Below are 16613 nucleotides of genomic sequence, written 5' to 3'. Positions count from 1 at the left end.
CCGGGCCGTTTCACGGCCTCCCGAGAGAAGTCGAGCGGAGTATTCTAAGCTCGTAAGAGCGAAGGAGGGGGTCAAGCACCGAGGTGTGTCCCCTCCATCCCTTGACCCTACCGGAATGCTTTTTGCACATTCCCGCATTTGCGCAAATGCGCAAGTAAGCACATTATTTGATACGGCGCTTGGGTGAGTTTCGGATCAGGTCGAGGATGGTTCGGATCGTAGATGACTTGCTGGACGTGTCAGGTGAATAGTAGACGTACTGTGCGCGCTGCCGGGTTCTTAGGAGGCCGGCGGACTCAAGCTTCGTCAGGTGCCTGGAGGGGCTGGTAATATGGATCCTGTGTCTTTGGGCGATCTCGCCGACTGTGGCCCCACCTGATTCCAGAAGTGACACGAGAATCTTGAGACGCCTTCTATTTCCGAGGGCATTGAAAGCCCTTCTTAGATCTTCCATTGAGACCTCTTTGAATCGGCGGGAATGAGAGAGGCCACTGCGACACTAGCGTAGCAGACGGAGGGGCTTCAGTCAAGTACCAGAATCTCCGGTCGCGGATTCTCGCATTTGCGCAATTGCGCAAATGTGAACATGCGCATATAAGAAGGTGGTTGGGGGATGGTGGGGATTTGGTGATGTACTTGTGGATGTAACTTTGCATTTGATTTGTCCGGTTTTCTTGCGTTTGAATTGTCCCAACTTCATCCTTTGGAGGGGCGGGATCAGAGCCTCAGCCTCTGTTTCCAGATGACCCTGTTCATTGCCTCGAAGATGATTTTGTCTCCGATGATTTTCACCCATATACGACAGCCGATATACCCAGGCGGTACTCGATAGCGATGCTCGTAAAGAGAGATTCTCGAATCTCGCATCACCTTTCTTCTGTCCTCGATCACGAGCATCGTTCTCAGCTCTCTTGGGCTTCTTCTTCTCCTGAAGGGATGGTAAGCTTCGCCAGGGGTCCGCTGAGCCATTCCCGGGACATTAGAATGGAACTGGTAGTTAAACCACCTTTGCCAGCGAACGAACCTCCGATTCAGTTCGTCGATGGACTCCACGCCGAAGTTCTCTCTGACAAAGTCTTGCTGGACAAACCTCGTCGAAGGTAGCTTACATGAAGCGGACAGTTCAAATGTCAAAAAACTAGGTCATTTCAAATGCAAAACTACATGTGGACAGCCCCTTGACGTATCGGGTGTTTCCTGCTACACTCAGTTGAGTTTTGGCAAAGAAATTGGAGGGCGCCCATGCGCCCAGAGCAAAAGAAAAATGTCAAACACCGCCTCCAGGGTTTGATCTTGGAAGTGATGGTGGCATCGCTTAAAGTTCTGCGTTCTGAGATCTGTGTTCTAAGTTGTAAAGGGGCACCATCCCCAAATCCCTCCAGAAGCTGAGGGTTGAAGTGATACACGGGCGAGTCAATTCTACAATAGTCGCAGTTCTTCTAGGGTTAGTAACCCCTTCCTTTGCAGGCTTCACTGGATTCGATCAATTTGGGTCCGGCGTCAGTTCCGGCGCGGCGTGGGGGGACTATGATGCCGACGGCGACTTGGATCTGGCGATTTCCAATTTGAATGAACAGAACAGACTCTACAGAAACGATGGAGCGGAAGTCTTCCTTGGATTGAATGCTGCTGGGAAAGGGTTCGGGGGGCTAGCCTGGGGAGATTTTGACAATGATGGTGATCTGGATGTGGCAGCATCACAGAATGAAAGGCGCACCATACTCTTTAGGAACGATGGGGGCGACATTTTTGCCGAAGTCGACACTTTTGGAGAAGCCTTCCGGACACTCTCCTTGGCCTGGGGCGACTATGACAATGACGGGGACCTGGACCTTGCCCTTGGAAACGGTGGTCCGAACATACTGGTCGAGAATCTTGGAGACGGGACTTTCGCAGAATTAAGCAATTTTTCGGGTTGGGGAACCTACAGTGTTGCTTGGGCAGACTACGATGACGACGGTGACCTGGACCTGGCAGTGGCGAACGGTAACTCACAACCAAGCAAGTTGTTCAAGAACGACGGCTCAGGAAACTTCATTGAGCTCGACAGATTTGGTTCGGGAAACTCCAGAGGTCTTGCGTGGGGCGATTATGATAACGACGGTGATCTGGATCTTGCGGTCATCAATTATGGCGAACAGAACAGGTTGTACCGGAATGTGGGCGGGGACATTTTCACTGAACTCTTGCGCTTTGGAACAGGGGTGGGTTTTGATCTCGCCTGGGGAGACTACGATAACGATGGCGATTTGGATCTTGCGGTCTCAAGCCTAACCAGTGGAAACAAGATATACGTAAATCATGGAACAGACTTCATTCCCCCAGGAGTTATTCCCGTTGGCGGTGATGCCGAGACTTATGCTCTTGCCTGGGGAGACTATGATAACGACGGCGATCTGGACCTGGCGGTCGCCAACAGAGGACAGAACAAGCTCTGCCGAAACGATGAGGATGATGGGGACTACATAAAGGTTAGACTTGAAGGCCTGGGTCCACCCGGGTACAGCAACAAAGATGGCATAGGAGCAAAGGTTAAGATATACGATGCAGGGACAACCAACCTCAGAGGTTTCAGAGAAGTCAGTGCAGGGAGTGGCTATTGCTCGATGAACTCATTGGAGGCGGAGTTCGGGGTCCCCGCCGGGGATACTTTTGATGTCGAGGTAACCTGGCCAGTGAGTGGGGGAGTATGTCTGGTAGAGGATGTGATACCTCCAGCTGTTCTCAATGTGAGGGAAGATTGTGCTGTGACTGGGATAGATGAGAGCATGGAGGGACATGAGAGTGCGCGTCTGGTGTTAAGGCTCAAGCAGAATCAACCCAATCCGTTTCGCTCAGTAACGATAATTCCCTGTGAAATCAAGAGATGCCCATCTACGGCCGTCGGATCAATGTCATTGGACGTATACAGCATAACCGGTCGGCATGTCGCAAACTTGCTGAGGTCCAAGTGTCAAGTTGGAGTCTATGAAACTCATTGGGATGGAACAGATCGAGCTGGCAACAAATTACCGAGTGGTGTCTATTTCTGTGTTTTAAGAATTGGGGAGCTTCAGGAGAGAAGGCGCCTGGAGCTAATCCGATAACATTTGAAAAAGGAAAGGCTAGAAATGGCAGATCGAAGAAAAAGCCTGTGTCAATTTACGGCTTACTTCTGCTTGATAGGCACTCTAGCACTAATTGCTCCGGGCACGGCCCTCTCTCAAGCTAAACGCGCCGTAACATATCAAGTGCTTTGGGAAAAACAATATGAGAACGAGATTAAAAGTGCCATTTTCGGCTCCCAAGGCGGAAACATCTACCCAAGGATTGTCGTGCTAGAGGATAAGCTTCTGTTTTTGAGTAGTCTGGGTAGTGTTATTAACTCGCTAGATTTGTTATATACACGAGATATGGTCGAGGCGAACGAGCCCGGAGCCCCAGTCGTTGAGAGGATTCGCATAGACGCACAAGTATTCCTATCAAGATCCGGAAAGTACGTGGCTGTGTTTCGCGTACTAACTCAAACACAGAACCATGAAATTGTTGAGCGGGAGCTTAGGATCTTTAATGATCGGGGCGAAGAAGTCTGGCGAACCGTCAAACCCATTCTGGCCTATGATGAGTCACCCAATTTTCAAGTCTCTGACCGAGATGGCTCAATTGCCTTTATGCGCTCTCGATTTGGCGGCATTCGCTTCCTTCGTGGCGAGAATCAAAGAGATATCGCTTACGCACCCTTGCAACCTGCAGGGCGGTTTAGCGACGACGGTGAGTATTTTGCGGCGATGTTCGGCGAACCTATGGGAGAAGGACAATCCTCGGGCGACGCTGTCGATCGAATTCTGTGGGTTGCCCTCTATGACAGGTCCGGCCGTGAATTGTGGAAGCAGGAGCCGACGGGCGCGCAAATTGGCGTAAGCATAGATATCTCGTCCAAAGGAGAATACCTTGTTGCCTCAGGTAGAAGAATGAGGGCACCTAGGGGGCCGATAGAAGGTGTATCTGCCTCTTTGTTTGACGTGGGCGGCAAGGAAATCCGATTGAGCGAACCGATGCTGTTTCATCGGTCGAGTTTCTCAAAAAACGCTCGTTTTGTTGCTCTTTCCAACGCGGTAGAGCGGAACGTAAAGGTATACGAGACGGCAAGCGGCAGGAGTATCTTTCGCAGAAAATTCGAATATCGACCTGCGAAAATCCTGATGTCAGACGATGGATCCTGGCTTGTAGTTGAAACTCACATGACAGTGCGCCACAGCCACCAACATGCCCGGGTTTCAGTTTTTGGCGTGCTTGCAGGTGACCTGGTTTGGAGCAAAACATTCGAAGGTGCAGGTTTCGGGATAACTCCCCTCCCGGCGCTTTGTGCGATCTCCCCAAGTGCTGGCCAGATAGCCTTTAAGTTCGAGGACCGCTTGGTGTGTTACGCAAGGGAGTGAATTTTCTATTAACGGAGGTGAATACCAAGAACCTTGTGGACGGTGGACGACTTTCCAACAAAGAGCCGCACTGGGGTTTCAGCTTTGTTCTGTACCGCCATGATTATGCCAGCTCTGCCCGCTCTTGGTCAAGAATTGGCACAGATTAGATGTCATTTTTGTTGACTTCCTTGACCTCAGAAGCCTTGTCTGCTACACTCAGGACAGTTTTGGCAAAGAAATTGGAGGGCGCCCATGCACCCAAAGCACAACAAGAATGTCAGAATGCTGAAAATCCTTCGTGAAATCCCGAGTGTATCGAGGGGAGTATTCGAAGCTCGTAAGAGCGAAGGAGGGGGTCAAGCACCGTCCCCAAGTATGAGGAGGCATGATGCAGAAGTTTCAATTTGACGTGGCTCAGATCTGTGAGAATGGTCATGTCGTCAATGGGTTTACCAAGACCTCGCCGGAGCGCAGCAAGGACTTCTGCGACAAGTGTGGAGCTGCTGCGATTACAACATGTCCGTTATGCGGAGGTGAGATACGCGGTGGACTGATCACATCTTATACTACTACAAGAAGGGCTCCTGCCTTCTGCATATATTGCGGGAAACCATATCCCTGGACTCAGGCGCGTATCGAGGCTGCCCACCAGCTTGCCGGAGAGCTAGATGGGATCTCTGATGAAGAGAAGGAAAAGCTGACAAAAAGCATAGATGAGATAGTGAAGGACAGTCCGTCGACCACGGTGGCAGTCACACGATTCAAGAAGATAGTGAGCAAAGCAGGTAAACCCGTTGCGGAGGCTTTCAAGGAGATTCTGGTCGATGTTGCAAGCGATACAGCAAAGAAAGTCTTATGGCCTCAGTAGGGAGTCGGCAGACGTCAGAACGGGCGAGGTCATTCTCATCTCTATGAAGTTCAACTAGGTGGACCTAACTTTGGTAGAGCGTCAAGAGTCCGAATCATTTGTAGTATCCGCGCTATACTTTGATACTTCAACAATAAACTCGTTGTACGATGATCCGCAGTGTGGTGCGCTAACTATAAGGCTCGTCGGCGAGTCACATGTTCGCCTGAGTCTATATACGTTTCTTGAGCTGGCGTCCACTCCCTGCAGAGAGAGAAGGACCGGGCTCATCAACCTTGCCAGAAAGCTTCTCTCCGGCTATAAGCTGCTTGCTATGCCGAAAGAGATCCTGGACAGGTCCCTGGTTGCTCTCCAAGGTGGGTCTAGAGATGTAGATCCGACTATCGGACCTGAATGGGGTGCGGTGTCACACGCTCTTTACCATCCCGACCAAGCCGCAGAGAGTTTCTATTCAACAGTTGACGGGTGGAGGAAACAACATCAAAAATGGTATGACGATATCCATGAACAGGGCCGGCCCCATGTCCAACAGTTCATAGCCGGACTCTCTAAAGCAGACCGGGATGTAATCACAAGTGGATTTGCAAAACTAGTCCGATATTTGTGCAGTCGCAGGGACTTTGTCGCCGAATTCACCTGTGGAACGGTCATCAATCAGGCCGTAGAGTCGGTGACAAGAGCATCAACCTACGAGGCTATGGAACAGCTGGAGACTTGGCGTTTCTTTTGGGTCGGGATGACTTACGGTTTCTATGTGCGGTCCGTGAGGAGTCACCATTTCAGCAAGAGACGAACCCCTGGAGGTATCGATACAGCACAGGCTGTTTATCTAGCTGCCGGCGATGCCTTTGTTTCATCCGATTTAAGGCAGCGCGACATGATGCGGTTGTTGGTTCCTTTCGGATGGAAACAAAGACATGTTTGGGGCTATGACGAATTGAAGCAGTGGCTTCTCGATACCACCAACGGAGGATAGTGGGCTGTTGAGGTATCACACTAGATGCATTCTGAAGTCATCGACATGTGCACAATTAACCGAAATATGGGCACTTAAATAGTTGGGATCCTGAGCAAAGCCGAAGGGTGTCAACATATCAACGTGTTCGGCTGAAAGTGTGGGGCAGTCCAAGGTTTTCGTTCTTTTCATATCCTTCAACCGTGGGGGTTGACGGGCGAGGGGTTGTCTGCTACACTCAGGCAAGCTTTGGCAAAGAAACTGGAGGGCGCCCATGCACGCAAACCACAAGAAAAATGCGAAGCCCGACGGAGTCAAGGGAGACGTAGTCGGGTCAAAATGTCAAGCACCGAGGTGTGTCCCCTCCATCCCTTGACCCTGCCGGAATTCTTTTTGCACATTCGCGCATTTGCGCAAATGCGCAAGTAAGCACATTATTTGATACGGCGCTTGGGTGAGTTTCGGATCAGGTCGAGGATGGTTCGGATCGTAGATGACTTGCTGGACGTGTCAGGTGAATAGTAGACGTACTGTGCGCGCTGCCGGGTTCTTAGGAGGCCGGCGGACTCAAGCTTCGTCAGGTGCCTGGAGGGGCTGGTAATATGGATCCTGTGTCTTTGGGCGATCTCGCCGACTGTGGCCCCACCTGATTCCAGAAGTGACACGAGAATCTTGAGACGCCTTCTATTTCCGAGGGCATTGAAAGCCCTTCTTAGATCTTCCATTGAGACCTCTTTGAATCGGCGGGAATGAGAGAGGCCACTGCGACACTAGCGTAGCAGACGGAGGGGCTTCAGTCAAGTACCAGAATCTCCGGTCGCGGATTCTCGCATTTGCGCAATTGCGCAAATGTGAACATGCGCATGTAAGAAGGTAGGGGGGTTGGGGAATGGTGGGGATGTGGTGATGTAGTTGTGGACAGCCTCTTGACGTATCGGGTGTTTCCTGCTACACTCAGTTGAGTTTTGGCAAAGAAATTGGAGGGCGCCCATGCGCCCACAAAAACAAAAACTGGAGGACGGAATGAGGGGGCTAATTGTCTACGCCTTGGCGGCGGCACTGATTGCTGTCTTTTGCACTGCTGAACGAGGCGACTCAGCCATTTCCTGGATAAGGACCTTCGGAGGCGATTCTCTAGACGAGGGCTACTGTGTGCGACAGACTTCAGATGGTGGATATATAGTCGTGGGAACAAGCGCTAGAACAGAATCCCACGATAAAGGAGATGTTTGGCTATTGAGGCTAGACGCTTTCGGCAACGAACTGTGGAGCCAGACCTACGGAGACTCCGGTCGCGACTGGGGTTACTGGGTAGAACAGACTGAGGACGGAGGGTACATCATTGCTGGCATGAACGAGACGTTCGGTGGCACCAGCGCAGATTTGTGGGTCATAAAAGCGGATACACTGGGCGAAATCACGTGGGAGAAGAAACATGGTGGGGATTCATGGGAACAAGGATTCTGCATTCAAAAAACAACGGACGGTGGATTCATCACGATATCCAGAACATATTCCTATGGTGCAGGAGAAGCAGACATCTGGTTGCTTAAGACAGACGCGGGCGGCGACAGCATGTGGGCAAGAACCTATGGCGACACAGCATTTGAGGAGTCACGGTGTGTACAGCAAACAAGGGATGGCGGATACATCATGTTTGGAATGACGCGGTCATACAGTGTCTGGGGTGACCTAGATCAGTGGCTTGTGAAGACAGATTCAAATGGGAATGTCAGTTGGACGGAAACGATTGGTCTTGACGGATATGACGCAGGCTACGCTGTCCAAGAGACTGAAGATGGGAGTTATATTCTCGGCGGAGAGCTGGAGATTGTTTGGGGTGGAACTGCGACTCTGGAGAAACGTGACTCCCTAGGTGGATTCATATGGTCTAAGGAGTACGGTGTACTTGAATTTAGGGCTATATATTCTGTATGGGTTACAGACGATGGAGGCGTAGTAGCGACTGGAATCCGTGGATCATCCAAGAATGTGTTCCTTCTGAAAGTCGATACGGACGGCGAGACGCAGTTGGTGAGAGTCTTTGACGGTATGTGGGGTAACTCGGTCCAGCAGACGGAAGACGGCGGATACGTCATCACTGGATTGATCTCGCGCGGCCCAGTCGATAAAGACCTTCTGGTCATAAAAACGGATGCCCTCGGCAGGGTGGGGGTTGAAGAAGAGAATGAAGCCACAATACTAGGCCATGACGCGAAGCCCCACCTCCTGATTTATCCCAACCCTTGTTCTGGAACCGCAAGAATTCAGTATCAATTACCAACTTCGGCGTATGTCAATATGAGTGTCTACGATGTCTCCGGCAGGCTCGTGACTACCCTCATGGACGAACACATGGCCTCGGGCATTTACAGCGAGATCTGGAACGCTGGCAATCTCCCATCAGGCTCATATGTCTGTCGCGTTGCGGTTGAGGGTTCTGTTGAAACTGAAAAGGTAATTGTACTTTCTCGGTAGAAGCTCTCTTCCGTTGCTGGGTTTTACAGAAGGGCAAACGGTGGAATGCGCAAACCGGAATAGAACTGTCATAGTGTTAAACACCGAGCCAAGGTTCAGCTGCCACGCGTGCCTGTCTGGTGCTGTGGCAGAGAGTGTGAGAAGCAATATGAAGGTGTTCAAGCACGGTAGGTATTGATGTGCCGAGGAGGTGAGAAGCATGGTGACACTAGAGGACATGGTGACAAAACACCTCAAAGAGACCGGTGCTGACTCGAAAACAATTGAGCTCTGGGGGAAAATGACTGAGTGGTTTGAAGTGGGAGGGCCAGACGTAGTACGTGAGGGCATTAGTAAAATGGCAAACAACATCAAGAGCGTTGCCAGGAAGCAAATTAGAGAAACAAAGAAAGCAATGCCCAAGAAGAGAAAAACCAGAACCAGGAGGTGAACCGATGCCGACAGGTTTTGTAATAGACAGTATTGCCATAGAAGGGCTGAGAGGGTTCAATGGTCCTCAGACGATGGACTTCGCGAGTTCGCATGCCCTCCTGACGGGTCCGATAGGAACAGGCAAATCCAGCACTCTATGTGCAATAGAGTGGGCACTGTTTGGGAGCATTGCTCACATAAAGTGTTCTGAAAGTCGCACACAGGCAGAGTTCGTCAATGCGAACAAGATAGATCAAACGGCGAGGGTCACACTCAAATTGAAAGACGGCGATGCAGAATACACCATTTGCAGGGAGAAACACGCTAAGAAAAGAAGCTCTGATTTGCTTTTCACAAGTCCCGAAGAAGAACTAGTGGGTGATGACGCTGCAAATCGTATCCACTCGATATTCGGTACTTTCGAGGATTTCCATCGGTCGGTGTTCCTACATCAAGAAGCAGTGAGAGCGATGCTAACGGAGAATCCGGAGGAGAGGGACTCAGCTCTAGATAGACTTTTTGGACTCGAGAAGACGAGAGAGTTGATGTCAGCAATACCGATCACAAAGGTCCGAGACGAACACGACACCCTTGTGGACGAGAAGGAGAAATTGGAAGAAAGGATAAAGGGTGCGACTCAGCAGGCAGAGATAGAGATAGCAAAAGCGAGGAAGGAAGCATTCGACCTGGGCTTGAAGAGGAAGGACTTCAAGCTTGAGGAATGTCTCAGAAGGTTCAAAGGGATCAAAAGCGACACACTAGGTGCAGCTGAAGACTGTGGCATACAAGAACCTCCATTCTTGGAGGTGTCCACTGAGGAAGATATTTCCAAAGGCCTAAGGAAAGTCAAGACTGCGGTCAACAGGTGCAGAACACAGATTGCAGCCACATCAAGGCTCGACAAACTCCAAAGAGACTTACGGAAACTGGCAAGTGGGGAGGGGCAATTGAAAACGGCTGTTTCCGAACTGAAGGGGGCTACAAACGAACACAGGGCAATGGAGAAAAAATGGGGTACAATAGAGGAGATAGAAAAGAGTGAGATCAAGTTCAAGAACAAGGAAAACAAGCTGAGAAGTGAGAGAGAAGCCGTGGACAGCACTTCTAGGCTCGTAGCGGACGGAATAGAGATACTTTCCAAGCTAAAGCCGAAGAACTGCCCGCTCTGCGATGGCAGAATAGACGCCCACGATGTCCGCACGAGGCTGGAAAAGAAGGTCAGCGTGGGTCTCAAGAGAAGGCTTTCGGAAATCGATAAAGAACGGAACAAAATAAGGGAAGACTTGATGCAATCTCGAGACCACAGGAGAACCATATCTAAGGCAATCGAGGTTGTCCAGGAGGCCAAAGAGGCAAAAGACAAGGTAATTGACTCCCTGGCGAAGATCCTCCAATCAAAGTCCAAGGAAGCTTCCAGTCTCATCGGGGAGGCGCATAGAAAGATAGCTGAGCTGAAGGATAAGGCGACGAAAGCAGAAAAAACTCTTAGCAAAAAGAATGAGACCCTTCAGGGAATTGAAGAATCCGTGGACCAATGCAGAGTCATTTTACGCGTGCTTGAAAAGGATTCAGAATACGAAAAAATTAGGGCAACCTTCGCCAAGGAAGACTCCCAGATAAGGACACTTAAAGGACAGATTACCGAGATAGCTTCGCTCCACAAGCGCCTGAAAAAGATTTCGGATGCTCTGGCAACGACACAGACCAATCTTGCTCGTGAGTTTATTGATAAAGGAAAAAAGAAAATGTCCAGCTACTACAATACTCTTTGTAATCATCCCTATTACAGCGCTATACGAATAGACGCAGACCAGCGCAATGTTCGCGGAGTTCAAAAAAACACCTACAACATCAGAGCACTCAATATCAAGGACAAAAAGCAGACTCTTATAAGTACACGGTTCAGTGCAGGTCAGATGAACTGCGCTGCTCTCTCGGTTTTCCTTTCTCTTGCCTCAATCTTGGACCGTAAGACCAACTTCATCATACTGGATGACCCCTCTCAGAGCCTTGATACAGAGCATAAGCGATCTCTAGTGAAAGTGTTAGAAGACGTATCCAACCAACATCAAGTAATAATTTCCACACAGGACTCAGAATTAAGAAACGAAGTCGAGACTGCTTTTTCCCCCAAAGGCGGATATGTCGTCCTCAAATATGAAGGCTGGAGCAAGGAGGGCCCCATAGTCAAGATGTAAGGGAGAAGGCAATAGGGTGAAAGAGTGAGAACCAAGGTTTACTCTCAGTTGGAAAAGCTGTGGGCGAGACATGGCGCCCAGGAATTCGGAAAGATATGTCAAATCCTACTTGGCTTCTGTCTCCTCAGACTAGGCTTCAAGATTCAGATATTCCAGCTGTCTGGCAGACCTGATATGGTTGCTATCGGGGGCGACGAAAAGCTTGCAATTGAGGTTAAGACTCAATCGAGCGCCGAAGCAGCAATCAAAGATGATGACCTAGAAGGTGTCAAGGAGTATCTCGACAGTTCGATAATCGCCGTTCTGTCCTATCCGGATTTGGACTGCCTCTGGGTTCTTGCCAAAGCCGACGAATTGAGTCCGGGGAAATGGCCGATCTCATTTCTCAAGCAGCATTCCATAGGTTCCCTGGAAGACCAAGTAAATGAAGTCTTTCCGCATGTACTGGAAGAGCGACTTGAATTGGCAACCCTTGGTACCAAGGTGTTGTATGAAAAACTCAGCGAGGAGAAAGACTTAACACGGTAGCGCGACGAGCATGGTAAATGTGAAGCCAAGCTCCTGAGCGACATCCTGGTTTGTTGACGCCGAACCGAAGGGAGCCGGCCTCTGACCCTTGGGAAGCCTGTCAGAAAGAGGGGGAGAAATGCAGGATAGTGGAACCAAGGTCATGTATATAAGCGAGATGTCGGTAAAAAACTTCAAGTCGATAGAGAAGGAAGAATTTTCCTTCGAGCCGTTCTCCGTTCTGATAGGCAAGAATAATGTCGGGAAATCAAATGTTCTGTGTGCACTTAGGCTTCTGCTTGAGGGTACAAGCAAGGATTTCTCACAGGAGGACTTCTATGCAACGGATACTAGCATCGAATTCGAAGCCAAAATAGAGAATGTCGATCATTTTCTGGATTTGAGTTCCAAGGCCCACCGGGCAAAGATTGAATCGGACATCAAAGACGGGCGTCTCAGAGTTCGTAGGAAAGTTGACCCAACTGGTTCTGCTGGAAAGCTGGAAGTTTTCGATTTGAACGAAGGCGCCTATGGACTGAAGACTGGCATAGATGCAGCCCTAAAACAACTTCTGCCACAAGTCATCTTCATTGAGGCTTTTCAAGACCCCAGCGCCGAGGCGCAGGGGAAGTCCTCCGCAACCCTTGGGAAGCTGATAAAACAGGTTCTAGCGAGAGTTCAAGAAGAAGTATCCAAAGAGTTGGCCGAAGCCTATGAGCAGGCAAATCATCTTCTCAATGTGGCCGAAATCATTACAGATAACGGCAAAACCAAGCAAGTCGATCAGAGAGCTCAGGGCATTAAAGACATTGAAAGAAGAATCCGTGCGAACCTGCAGCGTGTATTTGGAGATGTAGATGTTCGGATTAAGATAGACTTCCCAGAGGTGTCTGGACTGATGGCAAGCTCGCGACTGGAACTTTTTGACGGCGGCACCTGGACGCCTACGGAAGGAAAGGGAGAAGGCGTCCAGAGAGCGCTGTATGTGGCTTTATTGCGTAGCCTGGCGGAACAACTGCGCGAGGACCAGAAGAGTGAGAGTGGACTCAAGAGACCATTCTTGCTTCTCATCGAGGAGCCGGAAATATTCCTTCATCCCACGGTATTGGGGACTATGCGCGATGCACTGGAGGATATCTCGAAATCAAATCAAGTCGCGCTTGCGACCCACTCTCCAAGTATGGTTAGCAGGCAGACACTTCCGGATGTCATCTTGGTAAGGAAGTCCTCGGCAAAAACCGGAAAAGCGAAAACCACTAAGCTGACTGCTCATAGTGGAGACCTATTCAAAACTAACGAGAGGAGAGTTCGAGACCTGCTGCAGTATCAGAGGAGTTCCAAATTCCTCTTTGCCGACAAGGTTGCAGTCGTAGAAGGTCCATCAGACGTGATTTTATACGAAGCAATCGTTGAGAAGTGGGCGGAAAAATCCCTTGATTCTCTTGGTCTGGCAATAATCGATAGCGAGTCCAAGGATGTCTCCCTTGACTGCACTAGAATGCTAGAGGACCTTGGACTAGAGGCGATCTGCGTCACAGATGTCGATTTCCTCTGGCGTGGTGCTGGAGTGGTGTGCAAGGGGGGCGAATACTCCAAGTTTCTTGAGGGCTTCTGGGAAAAAGCGGGCGCGGAAGGAATTGTTGAAACAAATGCTGGGCAAAAGAGTATTAAGAGAGGCAAGAAGCGTAGGGCCGCAGAAATCATAGACCAGGACTTTCAGGAGGAAAGGGAAATCATTCTTAAGGAACTGAAAAACAGCAGAATTTGGGTGCTCCCCCACGGCGAGATTGAGGACTATGTCGGGCTGTCTGCGAGCTCGAAGGGAAAGTATGTAGAGGCAGCAAGAAGAGTCAGAAGCGGGGAGCAGTCAATCTTACACGAGGAAACCCTCAAGACGATTTTCACCGAAGGCCTAGGATTACTTATGTAAGTACAGCCTCTTCCAGAAGTCTCAGGACCTGGGATGGAACCGCTCGTGGGAAGTGACGAGAATATCGTCTTTGAAAATGAAATGTCATACACCGTCTCCAAGAAGACTATTTCTTGACCCCATGCCAAAGACCTGCTATATGAGCATGCCTGTTTTGTTGTCTTTGATGATCAGAACCTTGTTAAGGTAGAGGTAGCAGAAGAATACCTCGGACTGCAACGCACGTGTTTCAACCAGTCTCCCAAAACGCCACCTGATCATACCTCCGGAGATGTATCCTGCATAGAAACCACCTATCACCCAGCTCAAGGCCGGATTCCTGAATGCGAAGTAGATACCAGGTATCCAACAGAGGCCTAATAGCGTATAGACACATCCTCTTATATATGAGCTTGTAAGTGCCAAGCCAAAAGCCGTGGAAAGGGTCCCAACAAGGTAATAGAGATTGGATGCTATGAAGGATACGACAATGAAGGTAATGCTGATCAGAAGGGGAACCAAACTCCCGAGGTAACTGATGATAGTGTCAGCACGAGTCCCCAGCACTCCGATGAGGTTCCATCTATATACAGCGGCAAAAGAGATATCCCCTGATTGCTTGGCGCATTTGATTTCTTCAAGAGAACTGAATGGGAACTCGGGCAATTCTGAGACTGAAGAGAGTTCTAACCACTCGCTGATCTTGCGCTCGTTGCGCGATAGGCGTTTCTCATCGACAGATTTCATAATCCTCTCATCTCGTTATCACAAGTTCGGCGTCAGGCAATTCCTTCTACGTTGTCATTCAGACTCAAGTTCCGACAACTATAGGACCGTGCCAAAAGTCAAGCACCCAGGTGTGTCCGTAACCATATAATCAGGTGAGTCGAATCTTTAGTTCTTCCACAAATTGAAAGTCATTCATCCACGGCACTCCAAGCTTGTCGCAAACGTGAGGAATCTTGATCTTCGTAATCCTCATTGATGCAGGTTCTTCTTTTGTAACAACTATTGCTCCCAATGTCAATGCATGGGCAATTACCCAAGGATCGGCAGCATTGCGATTCCTGCATTGACTGACGATCGCCGGGTATTCTTTCATTATGCATCTGAGGTTTTTTTGAACCTCTCGGTCTACTTCCCAGAAGAGGTGCGGACGGTTCTTAACCCACTCATATAATGTATCGTCTTTTCTCTTGATCTCCCGTTTAACCTCCATTGTGCAGAACACTCTCTTTTTCATGGCCAGTCTATCAAGCGTGGTCCAGTAATTGGGTGCAATCCTTATTGAATAGTACCTATTCCAGCCCTCAATAAGAACATTCGTATCAAGACAGTACAGTTCCATAGTATGTATTATCTCTGGCTCGGAGGTTCCGGAAGATGCGCGTAATACGCCACTTTATTGAAATGGTTGACCTTAGCTCCCAGTAAAGCCGACGCCTCGGTTGCTGCCGCAGATCCCCTGTAATAAGCTCCGAGGACCAACTGTGTAAACGTGTAGCCCCGTTTCACCACCATCCTAAGGTGATAGGGAGCAAAGCCTTTCTTCTTTTTTTCCTCCATTTCCTTCCAGCGTTCTTGATAGTATTCACGCAACTCACGATAGCGATGCTGGGAGATTACATCTTTATCAAGAAGCCGCCGCGCCACTACCTCCTCGCTCACCTTGAAAACCCCGGAAATTACCTCAATTTGCTCATTGATCGTACGGTTTTTCGACCTTTCAGCCCAGAGATGGTTGAATGTCTTGGAGTCAAGGACGGCTTCGGCGGCAACCTTGTTGCAGAATATTTCGATTCGAGCTTCATCAGTATCTGGCATGGAGTAGATATCTTCAAGGTTAGAAACGCCAGTCTGATTGATCCATATGTGAACAAGCTCATGGGCCAGCGTAAAGAACTGCGCAGCCTTGCTATCATTAGTATTAAGAAAAATGATAGGAGCGTAGGGATCGCAGATCGCGAATCCGCGGGCCTCCAGGCAGGAAACGTCTCGAGCGCGAGAGACAAAGATACCTGCTTGCTCAGCGCTCTGCATCCACAGTTTAAGTGCATCGCTTCTACTACTGCATGAAATCTGATCGTCTGGCGTTGTCTTGAGGGTCTTCCGTATGGACTTGGCCAGGTCCCGTGGCTCCATTGTAACGTCGGCAGAGCCGACAAAATCCAGCCTCTTCCTTCCCTCCATAATCAGATAATCACGCATCCACTGTTGGCGGTCCTGCGTTTCCTCTGCAAGCAAAGAAAGCTTAGGACTGTATTCTGGGCTGTACTCATCCGGGAGGAACCTGAAGTCTCGTAAGACTGCGAAACCCTTGGGAGGTTTTTCCATGTAAAAACAGGCCAAAGGGACTCTGTACGCTTCCTCCGCATTCCTGGCCTGAGGCATGGTTGGCTTGAGAGTGCCATTCTCCCAGCCCTCTATTTCTTCTTTGGGTCTTCCGATCTTTTTGGCGGCAGCCTCCAAGGTAAGTCTAGCCCTTTTCTCTCTAGCCCAAACCATCAGCTCGGGCGTGACAATTGCTCTAACTTTACTTGGCATCGGTAATTTCCCCCCCAGTGTCGCCCTCCACACCAATTGTGCCGGTTAACGCAAAGGTGATGAGCGCCCTGCGGTATTCGCGGGGCAGGTCGATGGATTCCCTGATCTTTCCGATTGGCACGTCGACCAAGATTGGGGACCGTGTCCTCCGAATACTCGAAGGATCTTCGACTTTCTGACATTTTCGAACTTGGTATGGTAGTTGACTTTGCCAATTCTCGTCTCCCAGGAAGAATGTAGCAGTTTTTGTGGGGGGGTGTAAAGGCAAAAAACTGGGGGAGAGGCCTCTACATTGAAGATTGTAGATCTGAGATTGATGATCGATCGTGGGTTGAGCAAGAGC

The 16613-nt window shown here is 49.7% G+C and carries 15 protein-coding genes; 9 read left to right on the top strand and 6 right to left on the bottom strand.

What is annotated here, in order from left to right; genetic code table 11:
- Positions 1-163 precede the first annotated feature (163 nt).
- On the bottom strand, positions 164-454 hold the full coding sequence (locus E3J62_07090) for an ArsR family transcriptional regulator (GenBank protein ID TET45517.1): 291 nt from the start codon (positions 452-454) through the stop codon (positions 164-166).
- A gap of 263 nt (positions 455-717) precedes the next feature.
- On the bottom strand, positions 718-1053 hold the full coding sequence (locus E3J62_07085; protein ID TET45516.1) for a hypothetical protein: 336 nt from the start codon (positions 1051-1053) through the stop codon (positions 718-720).
- Between the two features lie 344 nt (positions 1054-1397).
- Here E3J62_07085 and E3J62_07080 point away from each other — a divergent pair, with 344 nt between their 5' ends.
- The 4 genes from E3J62_07080 to E3J62_07065 all read left to right on the top strand — a co-directional run bounded on the left by E3J62_07080 (position 1398) and on the right by E3J62_07065 (position 6244).
- A complete protein-coding gene (locus tag E3J62_07080) occupies positions 1398-3086 on the top strand; it encodes a CRTAC1 family protein (protein TET45515.1) in 1689 nt (562 codons plus the stop codon).
- A 24-nt stretch (positions 3087-3110) separates the two neighbouring features.
- Complete coding sequence (locus E3J62_07075; GenBank protein TET45514.1) at positions 3111-4418, top strand: hypothetical protein; 1308 nt, start codon at positions 3111-3113, stop codon at positions 4416-4418.
- A 370-nt stretch (positions 4419-4788) separates the two neighbouring features.
- The gene (locus E3J62_07070; GenBank protein TET45513.1) at positions 4789-5268 is read left to right on the top strand and encodes a DUF2321 domain-containing protein; all 480 of its coding nucleotides are present in this window, start codon (positions 4789-4791) and stop codon (positions 5266-5268) included.
- A gap of 70 nt (positions 5269-5338) precedes the next feature.
- Complete coding sequence (locus E3J62_07065) at positions 5339-6244, top strand: hypothetical protein (GenBank protein TET45512.1); 906 nt, start codon at positions 5339-5341, stop codon at positions 6242-6244.
- A 413-nt stretch (positions 6245-6657) separates the two neighbouring features.
- Here E3J62_07065 and E3J62_07060 read toward each other — a convergent pair whose 3' ends face one another.
- The gene (locus E3J62_07060) at positions 6658-6948 is read right to left on the bottom strand and encodes an ArsR family transcriptional regulator (protein ID TET45511.1); all 291 of its coding nucleotides are present in this window, start codon (positions 6946-6948) and stop codon (positions 6658-6660) included.
- Between the two features lie 265 nt (positions 6949-7213).
- Between E3J62_07060 and E3J62_07055 the strand changes: the two genes are divergently transcribed.
- The 5 genes from E3J62_07055 to E3J62_07035 all read left to right on the top strand — a co-directional run bounded on the left by E3J62_07055 (position 7214) and on the right by E3J62_07035 (position 13747).
- The gene (locus E3J62_07055; protein TET45510.1) at positions 7214-8701 is read left to right on the top strand and encodes a T9SS type A sorting domain-containing protein; all 1488 of its coding nucleotides are present in this window, start codon (positions 7214-7216) and stop codon (positions 8699-8701) included.
- Positions 8702-8900: 199 nt separating this feature from the next.
- A complete protein-coding gene (locus E3J62_07050; protein ID TET45509.1) occupies positions 8901-9131 on the top strand; it encodes a hypothetical protein in 231 nt (76 codons plus the stop codon).
- A gap of 4 nt (positions 9132-9135) precedes the next feature.
- Positions 9136-11310: a hypothetical protein gene (locus E3J62_07045; GenBank protein TET45508.1), complete on the top strand. Its 2175-nt coding sequence runs from the start codon at positions 9136-9138 to the stop codon at positions 11308-11310.
- A 24-nt stretch (positions 11311-11334) separates the two neighbouring features.
- Complete coding sequence (locus E3J62_07040; protein ID TET45507.1) at positions 11335-11838, top strand: hypothetical protein; 504 nt, start codon at positions 11335-11337, stop codon at positions 11836-11838.
- Positions 11839-11956: 118 nt separating this feature from the next.
- Positions 11957-13747: an ATP-dependent endonuclease gene (locus tag E3J62_07035; GenBank protein ID TET45506.1), complete on the top strand. Its 1791-nt coding sequence runs from the start codon at positions 11957-11959 to the stop codon at positions 13745-13747.
- A 135-nt stretch (positions 13748-13882) separates the two neighbouring features.
- Here the strand turns inward: E3J62_07035 and E3J62_07030 are convergent, their stop codons facing one another.
- From E3J62_07030 to E3J62_07020, 3 genes are all read right to left on the bottom strand, one after another.
- Complete coding sequence (locus tag E3J62_07030) at positions 13883-14473, bottom strand: hypothetical protein (GenBank protein TET45505.1); 591 nt, start codon at positions 14471-14473, stop codon at positions 13883-13885.
- Between the two features lie 130 nt (positions 14474-14603).
- A complete protein-coding gene (locus tag E3J62_07025; protein TET45504.1) occupies positions 14604-15074 on the bottom strand; it encodes a DUF4411 family protein in 471 nt (156 codons plus the stop codon).
- Between the two features lie 8 nt (positions 15075-15082).
- Complete coding sequence (locus E3J62_07020) at positions 15083-16270, bottom strand: ImmA/IrrE family metallo-endopeptidase (GenBank protein TET45503.1); 1188 nt, start codon at positions 16268-16270, stop codon at positions 15083-15085.
- Positions 16271-16613 lie beyond the last annotated feature (343 nt).

It is taken from the genome of candidate division TA06 bacterium, from assembly GCA_004376575.1.
In the GTDB taxonomy this organism is placed as follows: domain Bacteria; phylum Hydrothermota; class DG-26; order E44-bin18; family E44-bin18; genus E44-bin18.
Note: the sequence above shows the minus strand (reverse complement) of the source record. Positions and strands in the feature narration are given on the sequence as shown.